The organism is Mesorhizobium sp. LNHC209A00, assembly GCF_000502915.1.
Taxonomy (GTDB): domain Bacteria; phylum Pseudomonadota; class Alphaproteobacteria; order Rhizobiales; family Rhizobiaceae; genus Mesorhizobium.
In genome coordinates this window covers 275,962-291,838 of sequence record NZ_AYWT01000005.1, presented here as the reverse complement: position 1 = coordinate 291,838, position 15,877 = coordinate 275,962, and the positions used below count along the sequence as shown (strand labels likewise).

Sequence of the window (15,877 nt, the reverse complement as noted above, 5' to 3'; positions counted from 1 at the left end):
CTGCCGCGGGCGTACCGGCAGCAGGCGTATTGGCAGCCGGCGCGGGAACCGCCGGCGCTGCCGTGGCCGGCGCATTCGTTGCCGTCGGCGGTGTCGTCAGCGCGGCGACGGATTCGCCCTCGCCTATGCCGCTTTGCCCACCGGCTGGGCCTGGGTCGGTTTCGCCGCCTTCCGGCGTCAGCCGCTGCGTGAATTTCGTGCCTTCCGCGCCGGTCGCCGGCGCCGGTGGCGTGGCCGTGGTATCGGTCGCCGGCTTGGCCGGTGTCGTCTTCACCGGTTCGGTCTTGGCAACAACCTTGTTGCCGTCCAGGCCCAACATCTTGCCGAAGGCATCCTTGTTCAGCCAGATGCCGTAGCCGCCGCCGGCAACGACCAGCAGTGCGACGACGGCGGCGATCAGCCCGCCATAGCTGCGCTTGCGTTCGGCCGGGCGCAAACGCTCGAAAGTGTCGGTGGCCACCGGCGCTTCGTCATCGGCAAAGACGTCGTCCTGGTCGTCGTCCCGATCCGCGTCCATCCCCGGCAAGGTCTCTTCGGAAAAGTCCGGAGCGGGCTGCACCAGCGTCGACCTTTGCCAGCCTGGCTCGACCTTGGCGGCTGGAGCAGCCCGGTAGGGCTCGACATTGGCAACGGGCTGCGCCGGTTTGTATGGCTCCGGGCTGGCCGCGGCAGGGGCGGGCCGATACGGGGACGGAGTGGGAGCCGGTTCGGCCTTGACCGGCTGCTTGACGTGGTTCGACTGGTTCTTGTTGCGGTCGATGGAGGAAAAGATGTTTTCCAGTTCCGCGAGCGGATCGGTCTCCGGCACGCTTTTGATGTACTCACGCTCAAGGCTCGATATGGCATCTTCCAGCCCGCGCTTCTGCCTTTCGGCATCCGACGGCGAAAGGGGCGGATCGCGCTCGGCAATCTTCTTTGCAATCGTCGAGCGCGCTTTGTCGTAGACTTTGGCCCGCAGCTCAGGCGTGGGATCGCCAAAATTGTTTATCGTGTCCCTCAGAGCAGAAACGAAATCTTTCGCCATGCGTCAGTCGACCTGTATTTTGCTTCCGGACCGGCCTCCGCAAATCAGCCGCAACGCCCGGGAAGGCTTGAGAAACTAGTCTTGAAACGGATCGGTCACAAGTATCGTGTCGTCCCGTTCAGGGCTGGTGGAGAGGAGCGCGACCGGCGCGCCGATCAACTCCTCTATGTATCGGACATATTTGACGGCCTGGGCCGGAAGATCGTTCCAGCTACGTGCGCCGGCGGTGGTGCCCTTCCAGCCTTCCAACGTCTCGTAGATGGGTTCCACGCGAGCCTGGGCGCCCTGGCTTGCCGGCAGATAGTCGATCGTCTCGCCGTCCAGCCTGTAGCCGGTGCAGACCTTGATCTCATCCAACCCGTCGAGCACGTCGAGCTTGGTCAGCGCGATGCCTTTGATGCCGTTGACGGCAACCGCCTGGCGCACCAGCACCGCGTCGAACCAGCCGCAGCGGCGCTTGCGCCCAGTGACGACACCGAATTCATGGCCGCGCGTGCCGAGGAATTCGCCGATCTCGTTCTTCTGCTCGGTCGGGAACGGACCTTCGCCAACACGCGTCGTGTAGGCCTTTGTGATGCCGAGAACATAGCCGATGGCGCCCGGGCCGACGCCGGAGCCGGCGGCGGCCTGGCCGGCGACCGTGTTGGACGAGGTGACGAACGGATAGGTGCCGTGGTCGATGTCGAGCAGCGTGCCTTGCGCGCCCTCGAACAGGATGCGCTCGCCGGCGCGGCGCTTGTCGTCGAGCACCTTCCAGACGCGGTCCATGTAGGGCAGGATGTCGTTCGCGACCGAGGTCAATTCCTGCATGATCGCATCATGCGTGACTTCGTCATGGCCGAGCCCACGACGCAGCGCATTGTGGTGCGTCAGCAGCCTGTCGACCTTCACGGGCAAAGTTTCCAAATCCGCCAGATCCATCACCCGCACGGCACGCCGGCCCACCTTGTCCTCGTAGGCGGGGCCGATCCCACGTCGGGTCGTGCCAATCTTTGTTCCGGAATTCGAAGCGGCATCCTCGCGAAACCCGTCCAACTCCCGGTGTACGGACAGGATAAGCGCCGTGTTTTCGGCTATTTTCAGGCGATCCGGCGTCACGTCCACGCCCTGGCCTTTCAGTTTCTGCACCTCGGCGACGAAAGCATGCGGATCGAAGACCACGCCATTGCCGATGATGGACAGCTTGCCTTCCCGCACGACGCCCGAAGGCAGCAGCGACAGCTTGTAGACCTTGCCGTCGACGACCAGTGTGTGGCCGGCATTGTGGCCGCCCTGGAAGCGCACCACGACATCGGCGCGCTCCGACAGCCAGTCGACGATCTTGCCCTTGCCTTCGTCGCCCCACTGCGAGCCGACGACCACCACATTGGCCATGTTTCTTTTCCCTTGAGACGCCGCCGCGCGGCTTGGATATGGTTCGAAACGACAGGCCTCTATAGCGTCAAGACCTCGCGAGTGCGACCTTTCTTTGCCGCCGAAAATGCCCTGAGGCACAACAATTTTCGGCTTTGACATCATTTACTTGGGCTGGCCGGGGCAATAGGCCGGCAAACACCGCGGCCCATCCCGCGGCCGGAAGCCCGCGATGCATCGAAACGCCTACATGTTCCTGCTGCTCACCACCTTGCTGTGGGGCGGCAATTCGGTGGCCGGCAAGCTGGCGGTCGGCCACGTCTCGCCTATGACGCTGGTCTTCCTGCGCTGGATGCTGGCCGTGGCGATCCTGCTGCCGATCGGCTGGCGCACGATCCAGGAGGATTGGCCCGTCGTGCGCCGGCACTGGCTCGTGCTGGCAGCGCTTGGCGCCAGCGGCTTCACCCTGTTCAACACCATCTTCTACACCGCCCTCAACTACACCACGGCGATCAATGTCTCGATCGAACAGGCGGCGATGCCGATCCTGATCATGACAGCCAATTTCGTTTTCTTCCGCCTGCGCGTGAACTGGGCGCAGATAGCCGGCGTGGTGCTGACCGTCTTCGGCGTCATCCTGACCGCCTGCCATGGCGATCCGCGCCGGCTGCTGACGCTGGAGCTCAATTTCGGCGACGCCATCATGCTGGTCGCGGTCGTTCTCTACAGCAGCTATTCGGTCGGGTTGCGGCTGAAGCCGGCGATGCGCTGGCAAAGCCTGATGCTGGCCATGTCGTTCGCCGCGCTCATCACCTCACTGCCCTTCTTCCTGTGGGAAGCCGCCGCCGGCAAGGTGATCGTGCCCGACGCCCGCGGCTGGGCGGTCATCGTCTATACGGCGATCGGCGCTTCGGTTATCTCGCAGATAACCTATATCAGGGGCAACGAACTGATCGGCGCCAACCGGGCCGGCTTGTTCATCAATCTGGTGCCGATCTTCGGCACGCTGCTTTCGGTGCTGATCGTCGGCGAGACGTTCCAGCTCTATCAGGCGCTGGCGCTGGTCCTCGTTCTGGGCGGCATCGGGCTCGCCGAGTACAGCGGGCGCAAGATGGCGTCTGGCTTCTGACGTCGCGCCGGGATTATTACCGCACCAGTTCCTTGCGCACCGCCGCGATATCGTCCGACGAGACCGCCGGAGCGGAATTGCCCCAGCTGCCGCGCACAAGGCTCAGCACGTCGGCGATTTCCTGGTCCTTCACCCGCCATGCCAGCGAGGGCATCGAAGGCGTCGTCGGCGCACCGGCCGTGTGCACCGCCTGGCTTTCGGCGAGAACGACGCGAGCCAGGGTCTCGGGATTGCCCTGCGCGACGATCGAGTTGCCGACCAGCGCTGGGAAAAGCGCTCCGGCCCCGGCGCCATCGCCGCCATGGCAGGCCGAGCAATTGTCATGATAGATCGCCGCGCCCGCCACCATCCGCGCCTCGTCGGGCTTGGGCGCCTGCGCATTGCCGGTGTCCGGCCCCAGGCTCTTGAGATAGACGGCCACGGCCTTGAGGTCGGGATCCGCATCTTGGAGGTCGAGATCTCGATCGCCTCGGCCATCGGACCGGATGCGATCGAATGCGCGTTGACGCCGGTCTTGAGGTAGGCGACCACATCCTCTTGCGACCATTTGCCTAGGCCAGACTGAGCATTGTTGGTGATGTCGGGGGCGAACCAGCCTTGCAGCGAGGCGCCTTGCAGGAAGCCGCTGTCTTGGTCCGCTCCAAGGAACGATTTGGGCGTGTGGCAGGTGCCGCAGTGCCCGGCGCCCTGGACGATATAGGCGCCGCGGTTCCATTCCGCCGATTTGGAGGGGTCGGCCTGGAAGCTTGCCTCGCTGAAGTTGAGTAGGTTCCAGCCCCACATTGCCAGCCGGATGTTCAGCGGGAACGGCAGCTGGTTGGCTTCGACCTTGTTCGAGACCGGGTCGATCGTGGTCATGTAGGCCCACAGGTCGGAAATATCCTGCTCGTTCATCCCTGGTATAGGCGGGGTAAGGCATGGCGGGATAGAGCCGCACGCCATTGTGGCCGACGCCCGACTTCATCATGTTGCGGAAATCGGCCTCGGACCAATTGGCGTGATGTTGGGCGGCACCAGTGCGCCGAAAGGCGTTTCGAGCGGCAGGCCACCGGCCAGCGGCTTGCCGCCCGGCCGGGTATGACAGCCCGCGCAATCGCCGACAGAAAAAGGCCCCGGCTCGGTCGGACTGTGCTGCGATGATCCATCGAAGGCACCACGACAGCAACAGAGGCGCGCCGGATGTTGCGCGCAAAATCATGACCAACAGTTAAAGTTAGGTCATATCCGTCAATTGACTGCAGCGTGCGGAAAGAAACCGGGATCGTCAAGCAGATCACAAAATCGTTAGATTGGGCCAGTCCTTATGCTTATCTGTCTACTCTAATGTACTGATGGCTAAAAAGGACATCTTGCGGCAGCTTGACGCAAGGGCGCCCTTGGCGCGACGCCTGCGGCGGGGCCCGCGACGACGCAAACCGTCGGGCGGCTCCAGCGGTCGTGGAACGCCCCGGATGCATGCCGGCAAACGGGGCGTCTGATGTATGGCTTGTCACCTCAGAGGGTGTGGGGAGCTAGATCCCGCCCACGTCGAACCGCAGCCGCTTTGCAGAATCGATCGACTTATGGTCGCGCACCTGCTCCAGCACCTTCTCCGGAAACGGGGCGTCGAGATAGAGCAGTGCGATAGCGTCGCCGCCCGGCCGGTTGCGGCCGAGCTGGAAGTTGGCGATGTTGACGCCGTTCTCGCCGCAGACAGTACCGAGCAGGCCGATAATGCCGGGCGCATCGGCATTGGTCGTATACAGCATGTGCTGGCCGACCTCGGCGTCGAGATTGATGCCCTTGATCTGGATGAAGCGCGGCTTGCCGTCCGAAAAGCAGGTACCGGCGATCGAGCGAGTCATATGTTCGGTCTTGACCGTGAGCTTGATATAGCCGTCGAAGACGCCCGATTTATCGCGTTTGACCTCGGCGACGATGATGCCGCGTTCCTTCACCATGATCGGCGCCGACACCATGTTGACGTCGGCGACCTGCGGCCGGATCAATCCCGCCAGGGCGGCACTGATCAAAGCGCGCGTGTTCATCGTCGCGGTCGAGCCGTCGAACAGGATCTCCACCTCGCTGATCGGATCCTCGGTGACCTGGCCGACAAAGGCGCCCAGCACTTCGGCGAGCTTGACGAACGGCTTCAGCCGCGGCGCCTCTTCCGCCGTGATCGAGGGCATGTTGATGGCGTTGGAGACCGCGCCCTTGATCAGGTAGTCGGCCATCTGCTCGGCGACCTGCAGCGCGACATTCTCCTGCGCTTCCGCCGTCGAGGCGCCAAGGTGTGGTGTCGCCACCACGTTCTCCATGCCGAACAGCACATTCTGCTCCGCCGGTTCGACCTCGAACACGTCGATGCCGGCGCCTGCCACCTTGCCGCTCTTCAGCGCCGCGACCAGGTCGGCCTCGACCACCAGCCCGCCACGCGCGCAGTTGATGATGCGCACGCCGTTCTTCATCTTGGCGATCGCAGCCGCATCGATGATGTTGCGGGTCTTGTCGGTCAATGGCGTGTGCAGCGTGATGAAGTCGGCGCGGGCGAAGAGTTCGTCCAGCTCCACCTTGTCGACGCCGAGCTCCTCGGCGCGCTTGTCCGACAGGAATGGGTCGAAGGCGACGACGTGCATCTTCAGCCCGACGCCGCGTGTGGCGACGATCGAACCGATATTGCCGCAGCCGATGACGCCCAGCGTCTTGCCGGTGATCTCGACGCCCATGAAGCGGTTCTTCTCCCATTTGCCGGCATGGGTCGAAGCGTTGGCTTCCGGGATCTGGCGGGCGAGCGCGAAGATCATCGCCACGGCGTGTTCGGCCGTCGTGATCGAATTGCCGAAGGGCGTGTTCATCACGATGATACCCTTGCGGCTTGCCGCCGGAATATCGACATTGTCGACGCCGATGCCGGCGCGACCGACGACCTTGAGATTGGTGGCCGCGTTGATCAGCTTCTCGGTGACCTTGGTCGCCGAACGGATGGCGAGGCCGTCATACTTGCCGATCACTTCGAGCAGCTTTTCCTTGTCCTTGCCGAGGTCGGGCAGATAGTCGACCTCGACGCCGCGATCTTTGAAGATCTGCACGGCGGTTGGAGAGAGTTTGTCAGAGACGAGAACGCGGGGCGCCATGGCGGCCTCCTTGAAAATGGATTGATCCGGGAACGGACGGCCCTCGGGCCGCAACGGAAACTCTCAGGCGGCCGCTTTGAGCGACGCCTTCTGGCTGGCAAAGGCCCAGTCGAGCCAAGGCAGCAGCGCTTCGAGATCGGAGGTCTCGACGGTTGCGCCGCACCAGATGCGTAATCCCGGCGGGGCATCGCGATAAGAACCGATGTCGTAGGCGACGCCTTCCTTGTCGAGCGTCGAGACTAGGCCCTTGGCAAAGGCCGCCTGTCCATCAGCGTCGAGCGCCGCGATATCCGGGTCGGTGAAGGACAAACAGACCGACGTGTTCGAGCGTGTCGCCGGCGTCACCGCAAGATGGCCGAGCCAGGACGATCTTTCCACGAACCGGTCGAGCACGGCGGCATTGGCGTCCGCCCTGGCAATCAGCGCTTCGAGGCCGCCGACCGACTTCGCCCAGTTCAACGCGTCGAGGTAGTCCTCGACGCAAAGCATCGACGGCGTGTTGATGGTTTCGCCCTTGAAAATGCCCTCGATCAGCTTGCCGCCCGAGGTCAGGCGGAAGATTTTCGGCAGCGGCCATGAAGGCTTGTAGCTCTCCAGCCGCGCTACGGCACGCGGCGACAGGATCAGCATGCCATGCGCACCCTCGCCGCCCAGCACCTTCTGCCAGGAGAAGGTGACGACATCGAGCTTTTCGAAATCGAGCTTTTGCGCGAAGGCCGCGGAAGTAGCGTCGCAAATGGTCAGGCCCTTGCGATCGGCGGGGATGAAGTCACCGTCCGGCACGCGCACGCCCGACGTCGTGCCGTTCCAGGTGAAGACCACGTCGCGGTCGAAATCGATCTTGGTCAGGTCAGGCAGCGCGCCATAACCGGCCTCGATCTTTCTGACATCGGCGAGTTTCAGCTGCTTGACCACGTCGGTGACCCAGCCGGAGCCGAAGCTCTCCCAGGCGACCATGTCGACGCCGCGCTCGCCGAGCAGCGACCACAGCGCCATCTCGACGGCACCGGTGTCGGAGGCCGGCACGATGCCGATCCGGTAGTCGGTCGGGACCTTGAGTATCTCGCGCGTCAACGCGATCGCCTGCTCGAGCTTGGTCTTGCCGATCTTGGCGCGGTGGGAACGGCCGAGTGCGGCAGCTTTCAGCGCCTCGACCGACCAGCCGGGACGTTTCGCGCAGGGACCAGAGGAGAAATTGGGGTTTGCCGGACGGAGTCCGGGCTTCGTAAGCGTCGTCATCGTGGTCTATCCTTCCAGATAGTGGCCCCTCGTTGGGGAGGGGTGGCCCACGGACGGCGATATGCGTTCAGGCATCGGGCGTCAAGAGGAAAGTTTTTGTCGCTGGCGGGATACCGATGCATGGCGCCCTAAAAGTACGCGGCGGTTTTGGGGCTACGGCAGGCATCAAACAGGAATGCGCCGCGATCAGGATCGCGTGACTTCAAATGCAAACGGCGGACCCCGAGAGATCCGCCGTCAAAGTCCCGATCTGCCCAAGTCTACCAGAGATCGTAGCGCAGCCCGAGCTTGATCTGGTGATTGCTGATCCCTTTCTTGACCGGAAAGGAAGTCAGGCTCGCGGCGGTCGCGTATTCGACGCTAGGCGCGGAAAAATACTGATAGCCGAGATCGACGGAAACATTCTTGGACACTTGATACGCAAGACCGGCATTCAACGTATAGGCGAGGGAATACTGCGTCTTGCTGTCATCAAGCGTGAAATCGTTGGCGGGGGTGGCCTCTTCGGCATAGCTGGCGGAGAGGCTGCGTTTGCTCACGACGACGCCGACACCCGCACCGACATACGGTGTGATTCCAACATAGGTGCCAAGGTCAACATAGCCATTGAGTATGCCTGAGAACGCATAGTTCTTCAGGTTTCCCGATCCCATGATCGACGTTCCAGCCGGTGCGGTAGCAGTATCGTCATAGCCGAAGCTTGCCTTGTTACCCGGCAAATAGCCGAAGTTGAGATCGGCGCGGAGGTAATCGTTGAAATGATATCCGAAGCCGACGCTCGCAAAAATTGCATCTTCGCTCTCGCTAAAGTTTTCGTTGTTGATCGCCGACGGGAAGGTGAAATCCCCATTCTTGAAACTCTTCTGCACCAGATAGGAGACGTCACCGCGCAGATACCATCCGGAGCCGACCTCGACCGGCACATAATCCGGCGCCTGGTCGACATAGATCGGCGGATCGTAGTCGGCGGCGATTGTAGGCGTCAGCGGCAACAGCAGTGCGGCAATCGCCAGCGCCATACGCGATATTGATAACATGGTCCCCGGCTCCCGAATTCGGCGCCGTCAAACAAGCAACGGCGGCCAATGTTTCATGAGCCATTGTTAACCATAGTGGTTAAGTGCCGGTTAAGGCTAACAGAGGGTTATTGAATTGATTTCGAACGGGCCGGCCTCGGGTCACCTCAAACGAAAACCGCCCGGCTGATGCCGGGCGGTCGACGAATTCCTGGAAACTTCGAAGCGATTACTTGGTGTAGATCGGCTCGGGCTCCGGCTGATAGGCCACCACCGGCGCGGCGCAACCGTTGTTGCCGCCGAACTGGTAACGCAGACCGCCGCGCACCTCGTGGGTGTTGAAGCCGTGATCGAAGCCCGGCCCGGCGCCCGGCGTGGCGCCGGCTGGACCATACTCGAACATGCGACCGCCCTGAATATGGGAGAAGCGGTAGCCAGCATCGAGGATGACTTTGTCGGTCAAGCAGTAGGAGGCGCCGGCCATTACCGCGTACGCGAAGCGCCAGCTGGATGTTCCGGGGTTGGACTCGGTTGCGCCCGGGGTCGGGTCGTAGACAGTATCCCACTTGACGCGCGCTCCGCCGATACCGGCGCCGACATAGGGCGTGATACCGTGCCAGGTTCCGATATCGACATAGGCATTTGCCAGAAGCAGCAAGGCGCTCATCTTCGACGACTCGACCGAGACCGTGGTGAGGTCCGAGGTGCCACCATTGAAGTTCGACTTGAACCAGTAGTCGGCGGTCAGGTCGGTGCGGAAGTGTTCGTTGATCTTGTAGCCGACGCCGGCGCCTAGCGAGAAACCGCCCTTGAGCTTGCCATAGTCGAAGGACTTGCTGCCGGCGACCCCGACTGGAGGCCCGCACGGGCAAGGCGCGGCGCCATAGGTGATGTAGTCGATGTCACCCACCTTCGACTTGTGATAGTCGATGTCGCCACGGATATACCAGCCGCCGACATCGACCGGTTGCTCATAGACCGGCGGCGGCGCTTCTTCGACCTGCGGCTCGGGCAGGTCAGCTGCGAGCACCGGCCAGGCCAAGCCCGCGAACAGCAGCGCGAACAGGGCCTTTCTTGCTGTATTGAACATGCTTGTCACCCCTAGAAACCTCGGAACGGCGATCGTGTCCGAATAAGATTGGCTTTCAGGCGTGGATAATGAATTGCAAAAGTTAAAAGGCGTTTAACCCTGTCGATTAACCACGAATCTCTAAAATCCCAGAGATCCGGCGAAGATTTCGACAGAGGGAGACCGACCCTCCACCAACAAAAACCCGCCGGAGGGAGGCTTGGATGCAATGAAGGCGGCGGCGTGACGCCTTCCGGGCGGGCGGGGATCAGGCAGCGCTGCTGCGGGTTTCCGAGATGACCCCGACGATGTCGTTGACGACGGCCTCGACCAGTTGCGGATCGTCGCCCTCGGCCATCACACGGATCAGCGGCTCGGTGCCGGATGGACGGATGACCAGCCGCCCGGCCTTGCCGAGACGATGGCGGGCGTCCTCGATCGCGGCCTTGACCGGGGCTTCCTCCAACGGTTTTCCGCCGGCGATGCGAACGTTCTTCAGCAGTTGCGGGACCGGCTCGAACTTCTTCGACAGTTCGCTGACAGGGCGGCCCTGCCGCTTGATGCAGGCCAGCACCTGCAATGCCGAGACCAACCCGTCGCCCGTGGTCGAGAAGTCGGACAGCACGATGTGGCCCGACTGCTCACCGCCGACATTGAGCCCATGCGCGCGCATATGCTCCACGACATAGCGGTCGCCGACCTTGGTGCGGTGCAATTGCAGCTTCATGTCGCCGAGAAAGCGCTCGAGGCCGAGATTGGACATGACCGTCGAAACGACGCCACCGCCAGCCAGCCGCCCGCTCTGGTGCCAGGACTCGGCAATCAGCGCCATGATCTGGTCGCCGTCTACGATGGCGCCGTTCTCGTCGACGATGACGACCCGGTCTGCATCACCATCAAGCGCTATGCCGATGTCGGCGCGCACTTCGTGCACCTTTTTCTGCAGATCGGCTGGATGGGTCGAGCCGCATTCCTTGTTGATGTTGAAGCCATTGGGCTCGACATTGATGGCCACGACTTCGGCGCCCAGTTCCCACAGCGCCTCGGGCGCCACCTTGTAGGCCGCGCCATTGGCACAGTCGACGACGATCCGTAGACCCGAAAGCGACATCGAGCGCGGCAAGGTGCGCTTGGCGAATTCAATGTAACGGTCATGCACGCCGTCGACGCGCTTGGCGCGGCCAAGCCCGTCGGAATCGGCGAGCGCCAGTTCGATATCCTTGTCGAGCATGCTCTCGATGCGCTCTTCGATCTCGTCGGACAGCTTGTAGCCGTCTGGGCCGAAAAGCTTGATGCCGTTGTCGTAGTAGGGATTGTGGGAGGCCGAGATCATGACGCCAATGTCGGCGCGCAGCGAGCGCACCAGCATGGCAACCGCGGGCGTCGGGATCGGGCCGAGCAGAAACACGTCCATGCCGGCGGCGCAAAGGCCGGCCACCATCGCGTTTTCAATCATATAGCCGGACAGCCTGGTGTCCTTGCCGAGCACGACGCGATGGCGATGGCTGCCGCGCTGGAACGAAAGGCCGGCGGCCATGCCGACCCGCATGGCGATTTCCGCCGTCATCGGAAACTTGTTGGCGCGCCCGCGAATGCCGTCCGTGCCGAAGTAATTCCCTGCCATGCCAGTCAGTTTCCTTGGTTGTCCTTAGCCGGCACGTCATGCCACAATTGGCCGTCGTGCCTCGATCACATTGTGTGATTATATGTTACCAATCCTTAGAAAATCATTGTTGTGCGGTGCACACAACATGGCCGCAGCCTAGCACGGAGAGGCTGTAGCGTCACATATACCAGTTTTGCGAGCCATTCGGCGCGGATGCACCCCGAGAATTCTTGCCTCGGCGGCAGTCAGGCCGAATGATTTCATCACCTTGTCGTCAGAAAGCGATTTTCGGCGATATATAAGCCGCCTGGCATCTGGCGCAACCGACCGTTGAGCGGTATTGATTCGCTGGGACGTATAATGGGCTGCAGCCACGGAGAAACGCTATGCTCATCCACCGAATTGCTACTCTGACCGGCCTTGCGGTCGCGACGTTGTTCCTGGCCGCGCCAGCCAACGCGCTGACGATGGCCGAGTGCAGCACGAAGTATAATGCCGCCAAGGACGCGGGGACACTCGCCGGGGCGACCTGGAACCAGTTCCGCAAGGCACAGTGCGGCACTGACGCCGCTGCCACCACCGACACCAAGGCGGCCACGACCAAGGCGGCCACGACCAAGGCGGCCGAAGCCAAGCCGGCCGAAACCAAGCCGGCCAAGACCACCAAGGCCGCCGCGGCGGCCACCGACAGCACGGCCAAGGGCCTGACCGCCAAGGAATGCAGCACCAAGTACCAGGCGGCGAAGGCCGCCGGCACATTGAACGGCATGAAGTGGAACGACTTCCGCAAGGCCGAATGCGCCGCTGGCGCATCCGCCGACACCACCAAACCGGCGACCACCAAGGCTGCGACCACGACCGCGCCTGCCGCGGCTTCTGGCAAGGGCCTGAGCATGGCCGAATGCAGCACCAAGTATCAGGCTGCCAAGACGGCGAACACGCTGAAGGGCATGAAGTGGAACGACTTCCGCAAGAGCGAGTGCGGCGCTAGTGCCTCGGATGACGACAGCGTGCCCGCTCCAAGCGAGGCGAGCTACACCAAGGAACCCGCAAAGCCGACGACGGTTGCCCCCAAGGGTGTCACCTTCCCGTCCGCGATCTCGGCGAAATATGCCAGCGAGACCCCCGGAAAAGGCCGCATGCATACCTGCCTTGATCAGTACTATGTCCTTAAGGACGCCAACGCGCTCGGCGGCCTGAAGTGGATCCAGAAGGGCGGCGGCTTTTACAGCCTCTGCAATGCCAAGCTGAAGGGCTGAGCCACGTGGCATTCCCCGGATCCATGGAGCATGACGGTTGAGATCGAATTGAATTAGACGGAAAATCTGGCAAGACAGGCAAGGCCCGCGATGCATCTGCTCGCGGGCCTTTTGTTGCGCGAAGACGCCCGGGTCTTGCTCGCGTCCGCATATCGCGGGAGCTGTGCATCATCAATTCGCTCCCACTGCCCTCCGCAAGGCTGTCGGTAACTCACAAAAATTCTGATTGAACATAAAGGGAACAAACAGTATACAAAAAGCATCTACCTTGTCATCAACCAGGAGAATCTTATGCCCAGTTTGAAATTGGCGGTATTGGCTGTGACGGCATCGATTGCTTGGGGCGTCGCCCCTGCAAGCGCACTGACGATGAAGGAATGTGGCGAGACGTATCGGACAGCCAAGGAGAGCGGCACTCTGAACGGCATGGACTGGGCCGCTTTCCGCAAGGAGAAATGCGCGACGACCACTGCGGAGAGTGTCAGCGCGGATACGGTCGAAACCGCGCCACAGCCGAACAAGGAAACCAGCGCGGCACTTGTCCCCACTGTAGCGCCCGCGGGCGTAACGTTCCCGACCACCCTCGCCGCCGAGTTCGAGACCGAAAAGCCCGCGAAGGCACGGATGAAGACATGCCTGCAGGGTTACCATGGCAACAAGGAGGCAGGTACGTTGAACGGCCTTCGCTGGATCCAGAAGGGCGGCGGTTATTACAGCCTCTGCAATGCCAAGCTGAAGGGCTGATCGTCTGCATCTGAAAACAATGCCCGCAAGCCGCAAGGTTCGCGGGCTTTTTGCTAGGCAATGGCCAGCTCAAGTGTCTTGTTTGGAGAGGAGCCCGACCAAGCTTGAAAGATCGGCATTGGCCATGCCAGCCGCCACACCGCGTCGCATAAGGTTTTGCATCGGCAAGACGAGTTCGATGCTGACATCAGCCGCCCGGCTGGCATCGACCAGATTGACATAGGCATCTGCCTGCATGCCCAGGTTGGAAACGACGTTGCTGGTGTGGTCGCCGCTGTCGACCTGTTGCGCCCATATCGGCAACGCGCCTTGCATCGCCTTAAGCCACGATGTCAGCAGCGGCATGAATTCGCCGGCAGGAATCCCAGCCTTGCCCGTCAAAGCCAATGCCTGCAGGACACCGGCGAACAACCCGTACATGCCGGCCAGGAGCGAGATGTCGTAGAGCGGCGCGAGACCGGCATCCTCGCCAAGATACTTGCTGGTGCCGAGCGCATCGAGCCGTCCTGCATGAGCGTCGAATGCTTGCCTGGACCCGCTATAGAGTATCAAGGCATGCTGCCCGCCGATCATCGGCGGTACCGCCATGATGCCGCCGTCGATGTAGTCGGCACCGCATCGGGCGGCCCAGGCGGACATCGCCCGCGCCTGTTCGGGTGTACCGTTGGTGAGATTGACCAATGTGCGGCCCGAGAGCGCGTTCCCCGCGGGACCGAGCACCTCATGGACAGTGTCATAGACAAGAAGGCATGCCACGACCAGCGGGCTCGACCTGACGGCCTCCTCGACATTCCTGGCCACAATGGCGCCCTTGGCCCCGACGACCTCCGACTTTGCCGCTGAACGGTTCCACACCGTCACCGCGTGTCCCTTGTCCAGTAAGGCTTCGGCGAGCGCCGTGCCCATGGCGCCGAGCCCGACTACAGCGATATCACTCATTCTGCTTCTCCTTTGTTCGCTTTGCCGGTCACGCCGGCATCAGGCTCAGATCCTGCCCAAGGCCGCCATCGACGGTCAGCCGCGCACCCGTGGTGAAGGTCGCGTCGAAAGCCAGGAACAGCACCGCCCGCGCCACCTCCTCAACCGTGCCGTGACGCTTCATCGGCGTGACCGCATCACCTATCCTCATGAAGGCTGCGCGTTCTTCCTCGGACGCACCGGCCACACCCATGGTCGGCGTGTCGATGAAGCCGGGGCTGACCACATTCACGCGGATGCGGCGCGGCAGAAGCTCGGCGGCCAGCACCTTGGCGAAAGCACGGAGGGCTGCCTTCGATCCGGAATAGACGCTCATGCCACTGGTGCCGGATTCGTCGGCGACCGACGAGGTGAAGACGATGGCGCCGCCATCCCTGATCAGGGGCAAAAGCCGCTGGACGGTGAAGAAGGCGCCTTTGATATTGATGTTGAAGATGCGGTCGTAGCTGTCCTCGGTCACCTGCGGCACCGGCTCCAGATTGGCGACCCCAGCATTGATGTGCAGGAAATCGATATGCCCGAGCTTCTGCCCGACCTCGGCGCCGAGTGTAACGATAGCGGCCATGTCGCCGATGTCGGACCGCACCACATGGGCGCGCGAAAACAGCCTGGCCCGTGCGGCATCGATGTTGCGTTCGTCACGGCCGGTGACCAGCACCTCGGCGCCGCCCTCGACCAGCGCTTCGGCGACAGCGAGCCCGATGCCGTGCGTCCCGCCGACGACCACGGCTTTCCTGTTTGCGTATCGCGTCATGATGCATCCTTTTGACAAAATCCCGCCATCAACGGCCTTTGCAGGCCGAAGCGGGGTACCGATATGGTGTTGTGGTGCTCGCCGGTGTTGGCGATCTGATCCGAAGCTATGGACCGACTTGGTTTTTCTCAAGTACCGACAAAAATGTAAGCCACCCACCGATTGCTCAGAATTGGATGAAATATGGGAAAGAAACAGCCAGATAGTTGCGGACTGGGGCCGGCATTGGAGGTGATCGGCGGCAAATGGAAAGCGTTGCTGCTCTGGCAGATCCACAAGGCACCGGCGCGATTCGGGGAACTGAAACGGCTGGTGTCCGACATCAGCGAAAAAATGCTGATCCAGCAGCTGCGCGAAATGGAGGCGGACGGCATCGTCCATCGCCAGGTCTTCCCCGAAGCGCCGCCCAGGGTCGAATATTCGATCACCGACTTTGGTATCGAACTGGACAATGCGCTGATCCCACTTGCCATATGGGGCATGCAACACGCCGGGCGAACGGACCGGCAGCGGCCCGGCAAGGCCGACGCGCCGGCGCCCCACGCGTTGTAATCAGCGCCGAGTAGCAAAACGCCGCGGGTTACAGCCGCGGC

General features: G+C 62.3%; 13 protein-coding genes and 1 pseudogene. 4 read left to right on the top strand and 10 right to left on the bottom strand.

Annotated elements, in window-relative coordinates:
- Both X739_RS149915 and X739_RS149920 read right to left on the bottom strand, forming a co-directional pair.
- Window positions 1–1,024 (bottom strand): annotated as a pseudogene (locus tag X739_RS149915) (hypothetical protein); the annotation flags it as partial.
- Window positions 1,025–1,099: 75 nt separating this feature from the next.
- Window positions 1,100–2,398 carry an adenylosuccinate synthase gene (locus X739_RS149920; protein WP_023775399.1) on the bottom strand — a complete coding sequence of 433 codons (1,299 nt, stop codon included), beginning with the start codon at window positions 2,396–2,398 and terminating at the stop codon, window positions 1,100–1,102.
- 211 nt (window positions 2,399–2,609) lie between these two features.
- On the opposite strand from X739_RS149920, the gene X739_RS149925 reads away from it, so the two are divergent.
- Window positions 2,610–3,506 (top strand): DMT family transporter, encoded by an 897-nt coding sequence (locus tag X739_RS149925; RefSeq protein WP_023775398.1) that lies wholly within the window; start codon window positions 2,610–2,612, stop codon window positions 3,504–3,506.
- Between the two features lie 16 nt (window positions 3,507–3,522).
- Here the strand turns inward: X739_RS149925 and X739_RS1000000170550 are convergent, their stop codons facing one another.
- From X739_RS1000000170550 to glmM, 6 genes are all read right to left on the bottom strand, one after another.
- Window positions 3,523–3,927 carry a cytochrome c gene (locus X739_RS1000000170550; protein ID WP_023775397.1) on the bottom strand — a complete coding sequence of 135 codons (405 nt, stop codon included), beginning with the start codon at window positions 3,925–3,927 and terminating at the stop codon, window positions 3,523–3,525.
- A 1,090-nt stretch (window positions 3,928–5,017) separates the two neighbouring features.
- Window positions 5,018–6,619: a phosphoglycerate dehydrogenase gene (gene serA, locus X739_RS149930; RefSeq protein WP_023784281.1), complete on the bottom strand. Its 1,602-nt coding sequence runs from the start codon at window positions 6,617–6,619 to the stop codon at window positions 5,018–5,020.
- 63 nt (window positions 6,620–6,682) lie between these two features.
- Entirely contained in the window at window positions 6,683–7,858 is a 1,176-nt protein-coding gene (locus tag X739_RS149935) for a phosphoserine transaminase (RefSeq protein WP_023775394.1), read from the bottom strand.
- 260 nt (window positions 7,859–8,118) lie between these two features.
- Window positions 8,119–8,895, bottom strand: a complete 777-nt coding sequence (locus X739_RS149940) for an outer membrane beta-barrel protein (RefSeq protein ID WP_023794872.1) — start codon at window positions 8,893–8,895, stop codon at window positions 8,119–8,121.
- Between the two features lie 208 nt (window positions 8,896–9,103).
- Window positions 9,104–9,964, bottom strand: a complete 861-nt coding sequence (locus X739_RS149945) for an outer membrane protein (RefSeq protein WP_023775392.1) — start codon at window positions 9,962–9,964, stop codon at window positions 9,104–9,106.
- Window positions 9,965–10,211: 247 nt separating this feature from the next.
- The gene (glmM, locus tag X739_RS149950; protein ID WP_015315278.1) at window positions 10,212–11,567 is read right to left on the bottom strand and encodes a phosphoglucosamine mutase; all 1,356 of its coding nucleotides are present in this window, start codon (window positions 11,565–11,567) and stop codon (window positions 10,212–10,214) included.
- Window positions 11,568–11,935: 368 nt separating this feature from the next.
- Here glmM and X739_RS149955 point away from each other — a divergent pair, with 368 nt between their 5' ends.
- The gene (locus tag X739_RS149955) at window positions 11,936–12,808 is read left to right on the top strand and encodes a hypothetical protein (RefSeq protein WP_023794871.1); all 873 of its coding nucleotides are present in this window, start codon (window positions 11,936–11,938) and stop codon (window positions 12,806–12,808) included.
- A gap of 291 nt (window positions 12,809–13,099) precedes the next feature.
- A complete protein-coding gene (locus X739_RS149960; protein WP_023794870.1) occupies window positions 13,100–13,552 on the top strand; it encodes a hypothetical protein in 453 nt (150 codons plus the stop codon).
- 69 nt (window positions 13,553–13,621) lie between these two features.
- On the opposite strand, the gene X739_RS149965 is transcribed toward X739_RS149960, so the two are convergent.
- Both X739_RS149965 and X739_RS149970 read right to left on the bottom strand, forming a co-directional pair.
- Entirely contained in the window at window positions 13,622–14,491 is an 870-nt protein-coding gene (locus X739_RS149965; RefSeq protein ID WP_023794869.1) for an NAD(P)-binding domain-containing protein, read from the bottom strand.
- Between the two features lie 28 nt (window positions 14,492–14,519).
- Window positions 14,520–15,284, bottom strand: a complete 765-nt coding sequence (locus tag X739_RS149970) for an SDR family oxidoreductase (protein ID WP_023794868.1) — start codon at window positions 15,282–15,284, stop codon at window positions 14,520–14,522.
- Between the two features lie 183 nt (window positions 15,285–15,467).
- Between X739_RS149970 and X739_RS01000000166155 the strand changes: the two genes are divergently transcribed.
- Window positions 15,468–15,836 (top strand): helix-turn-helix domain-containing protein, encoded by a 369-nt coding sequence (locus tag X739_RS01000000166155; protein ID WP_023794867.1) that lies wholly within the window; start codon window positions 15,468–15,470, stop codon window positions 15,834–15,836.
- Window positions 15,837–15,877: the final 41 nt, after the last annotated feature.

Excerpts from the sequence above, each read along its gene's own strand:
- X739_RS149955 (WP_023794871.1), top strand. The coding sequence starts at position 11,936 with ATGCTCATCCACCGAATTGCTACTCTGACCGGCCTTGCGGTCGCGACG.
- X739_RS149925 (WP_023775398.1), top strand. The coding sequence starts at position 2,610 with ATGCATCGAAACGCCTACATGTTCCTGCTGCTCACCACCTTGCTGTGG.
- X739_RS149920 (WP_023775399.1), bottom strand. The coding sequence starts at position 2,398 with ATGGCCAATGTGGTGGTCGTCGGCTCGCAGTGGGGCGACGAAGGCAAG.
- X739_RS149965 (WP_023794869.1), bottom strand. The coding sequence starts at position 14,491 with ATGAGTGATATCGCTGTAGTCGGGCTCGGCGCCATGGGCACGGCGCTC.
- X739_RS01000000166155 (WP_023794867.1), top strand. The coding sequence starts at position 15,468 with ATGGGAAAGAAACAGCCAGATAGTTGCGGACTGGGGCCGGCATTGGAG.
- X739_RS149935 (WP_023775394.1), bottom strand. The coding sequence starts at position 7,858 with ATGACGACGCTTACGAAGCCCGGACTCCGTCCGGCAAACCCCAATTTC.
- X739_RS149940 (WP_023794872.1), bottom strand. The coding sequence starts at position 8,895 with ATGTTATCAATATCGCGTATGGCGCTGGCGATTGCCGCACTGCTGTTG.
- X739_RS149945 (WP_023775392.1), bottom strand. The coding sequence starts at position 9,964 with ATGTTCAATACAGCAAGAAAGGCCCTGTTCGCGCTGCTGTTCGCGGGC.
- glmM (WP_015315278.1), bottom strand. The coding sequence starts at position 11,567 with ATGGCAGGGAATTACTTCGGCACGGACGGCATTCGCGGGCGCGCCAAC.
- X739_RS149970 (WP_023794868.1), bottom strand. The coding sequence starts at position 15,284 with ATGACGCGATACGCAAACAGGAAAGCCGTGGTCGTCGGCGGGACGCAC.
- X739_RS149960 (WP_023794870.1), top strand. The coding sequence starts at position 13,100 with ATGCCCAGTTTGAAATTGGCGGTATTGGCTGTGACGGCATCGATTGCT.
- serA (WP_023784281.1), bottom strand. The coding sequence starts at position 6,619 with ATGGCGCCCCGCGTTCTCGTCTCTGACAAACTCTCTCCAACCGCCGTG.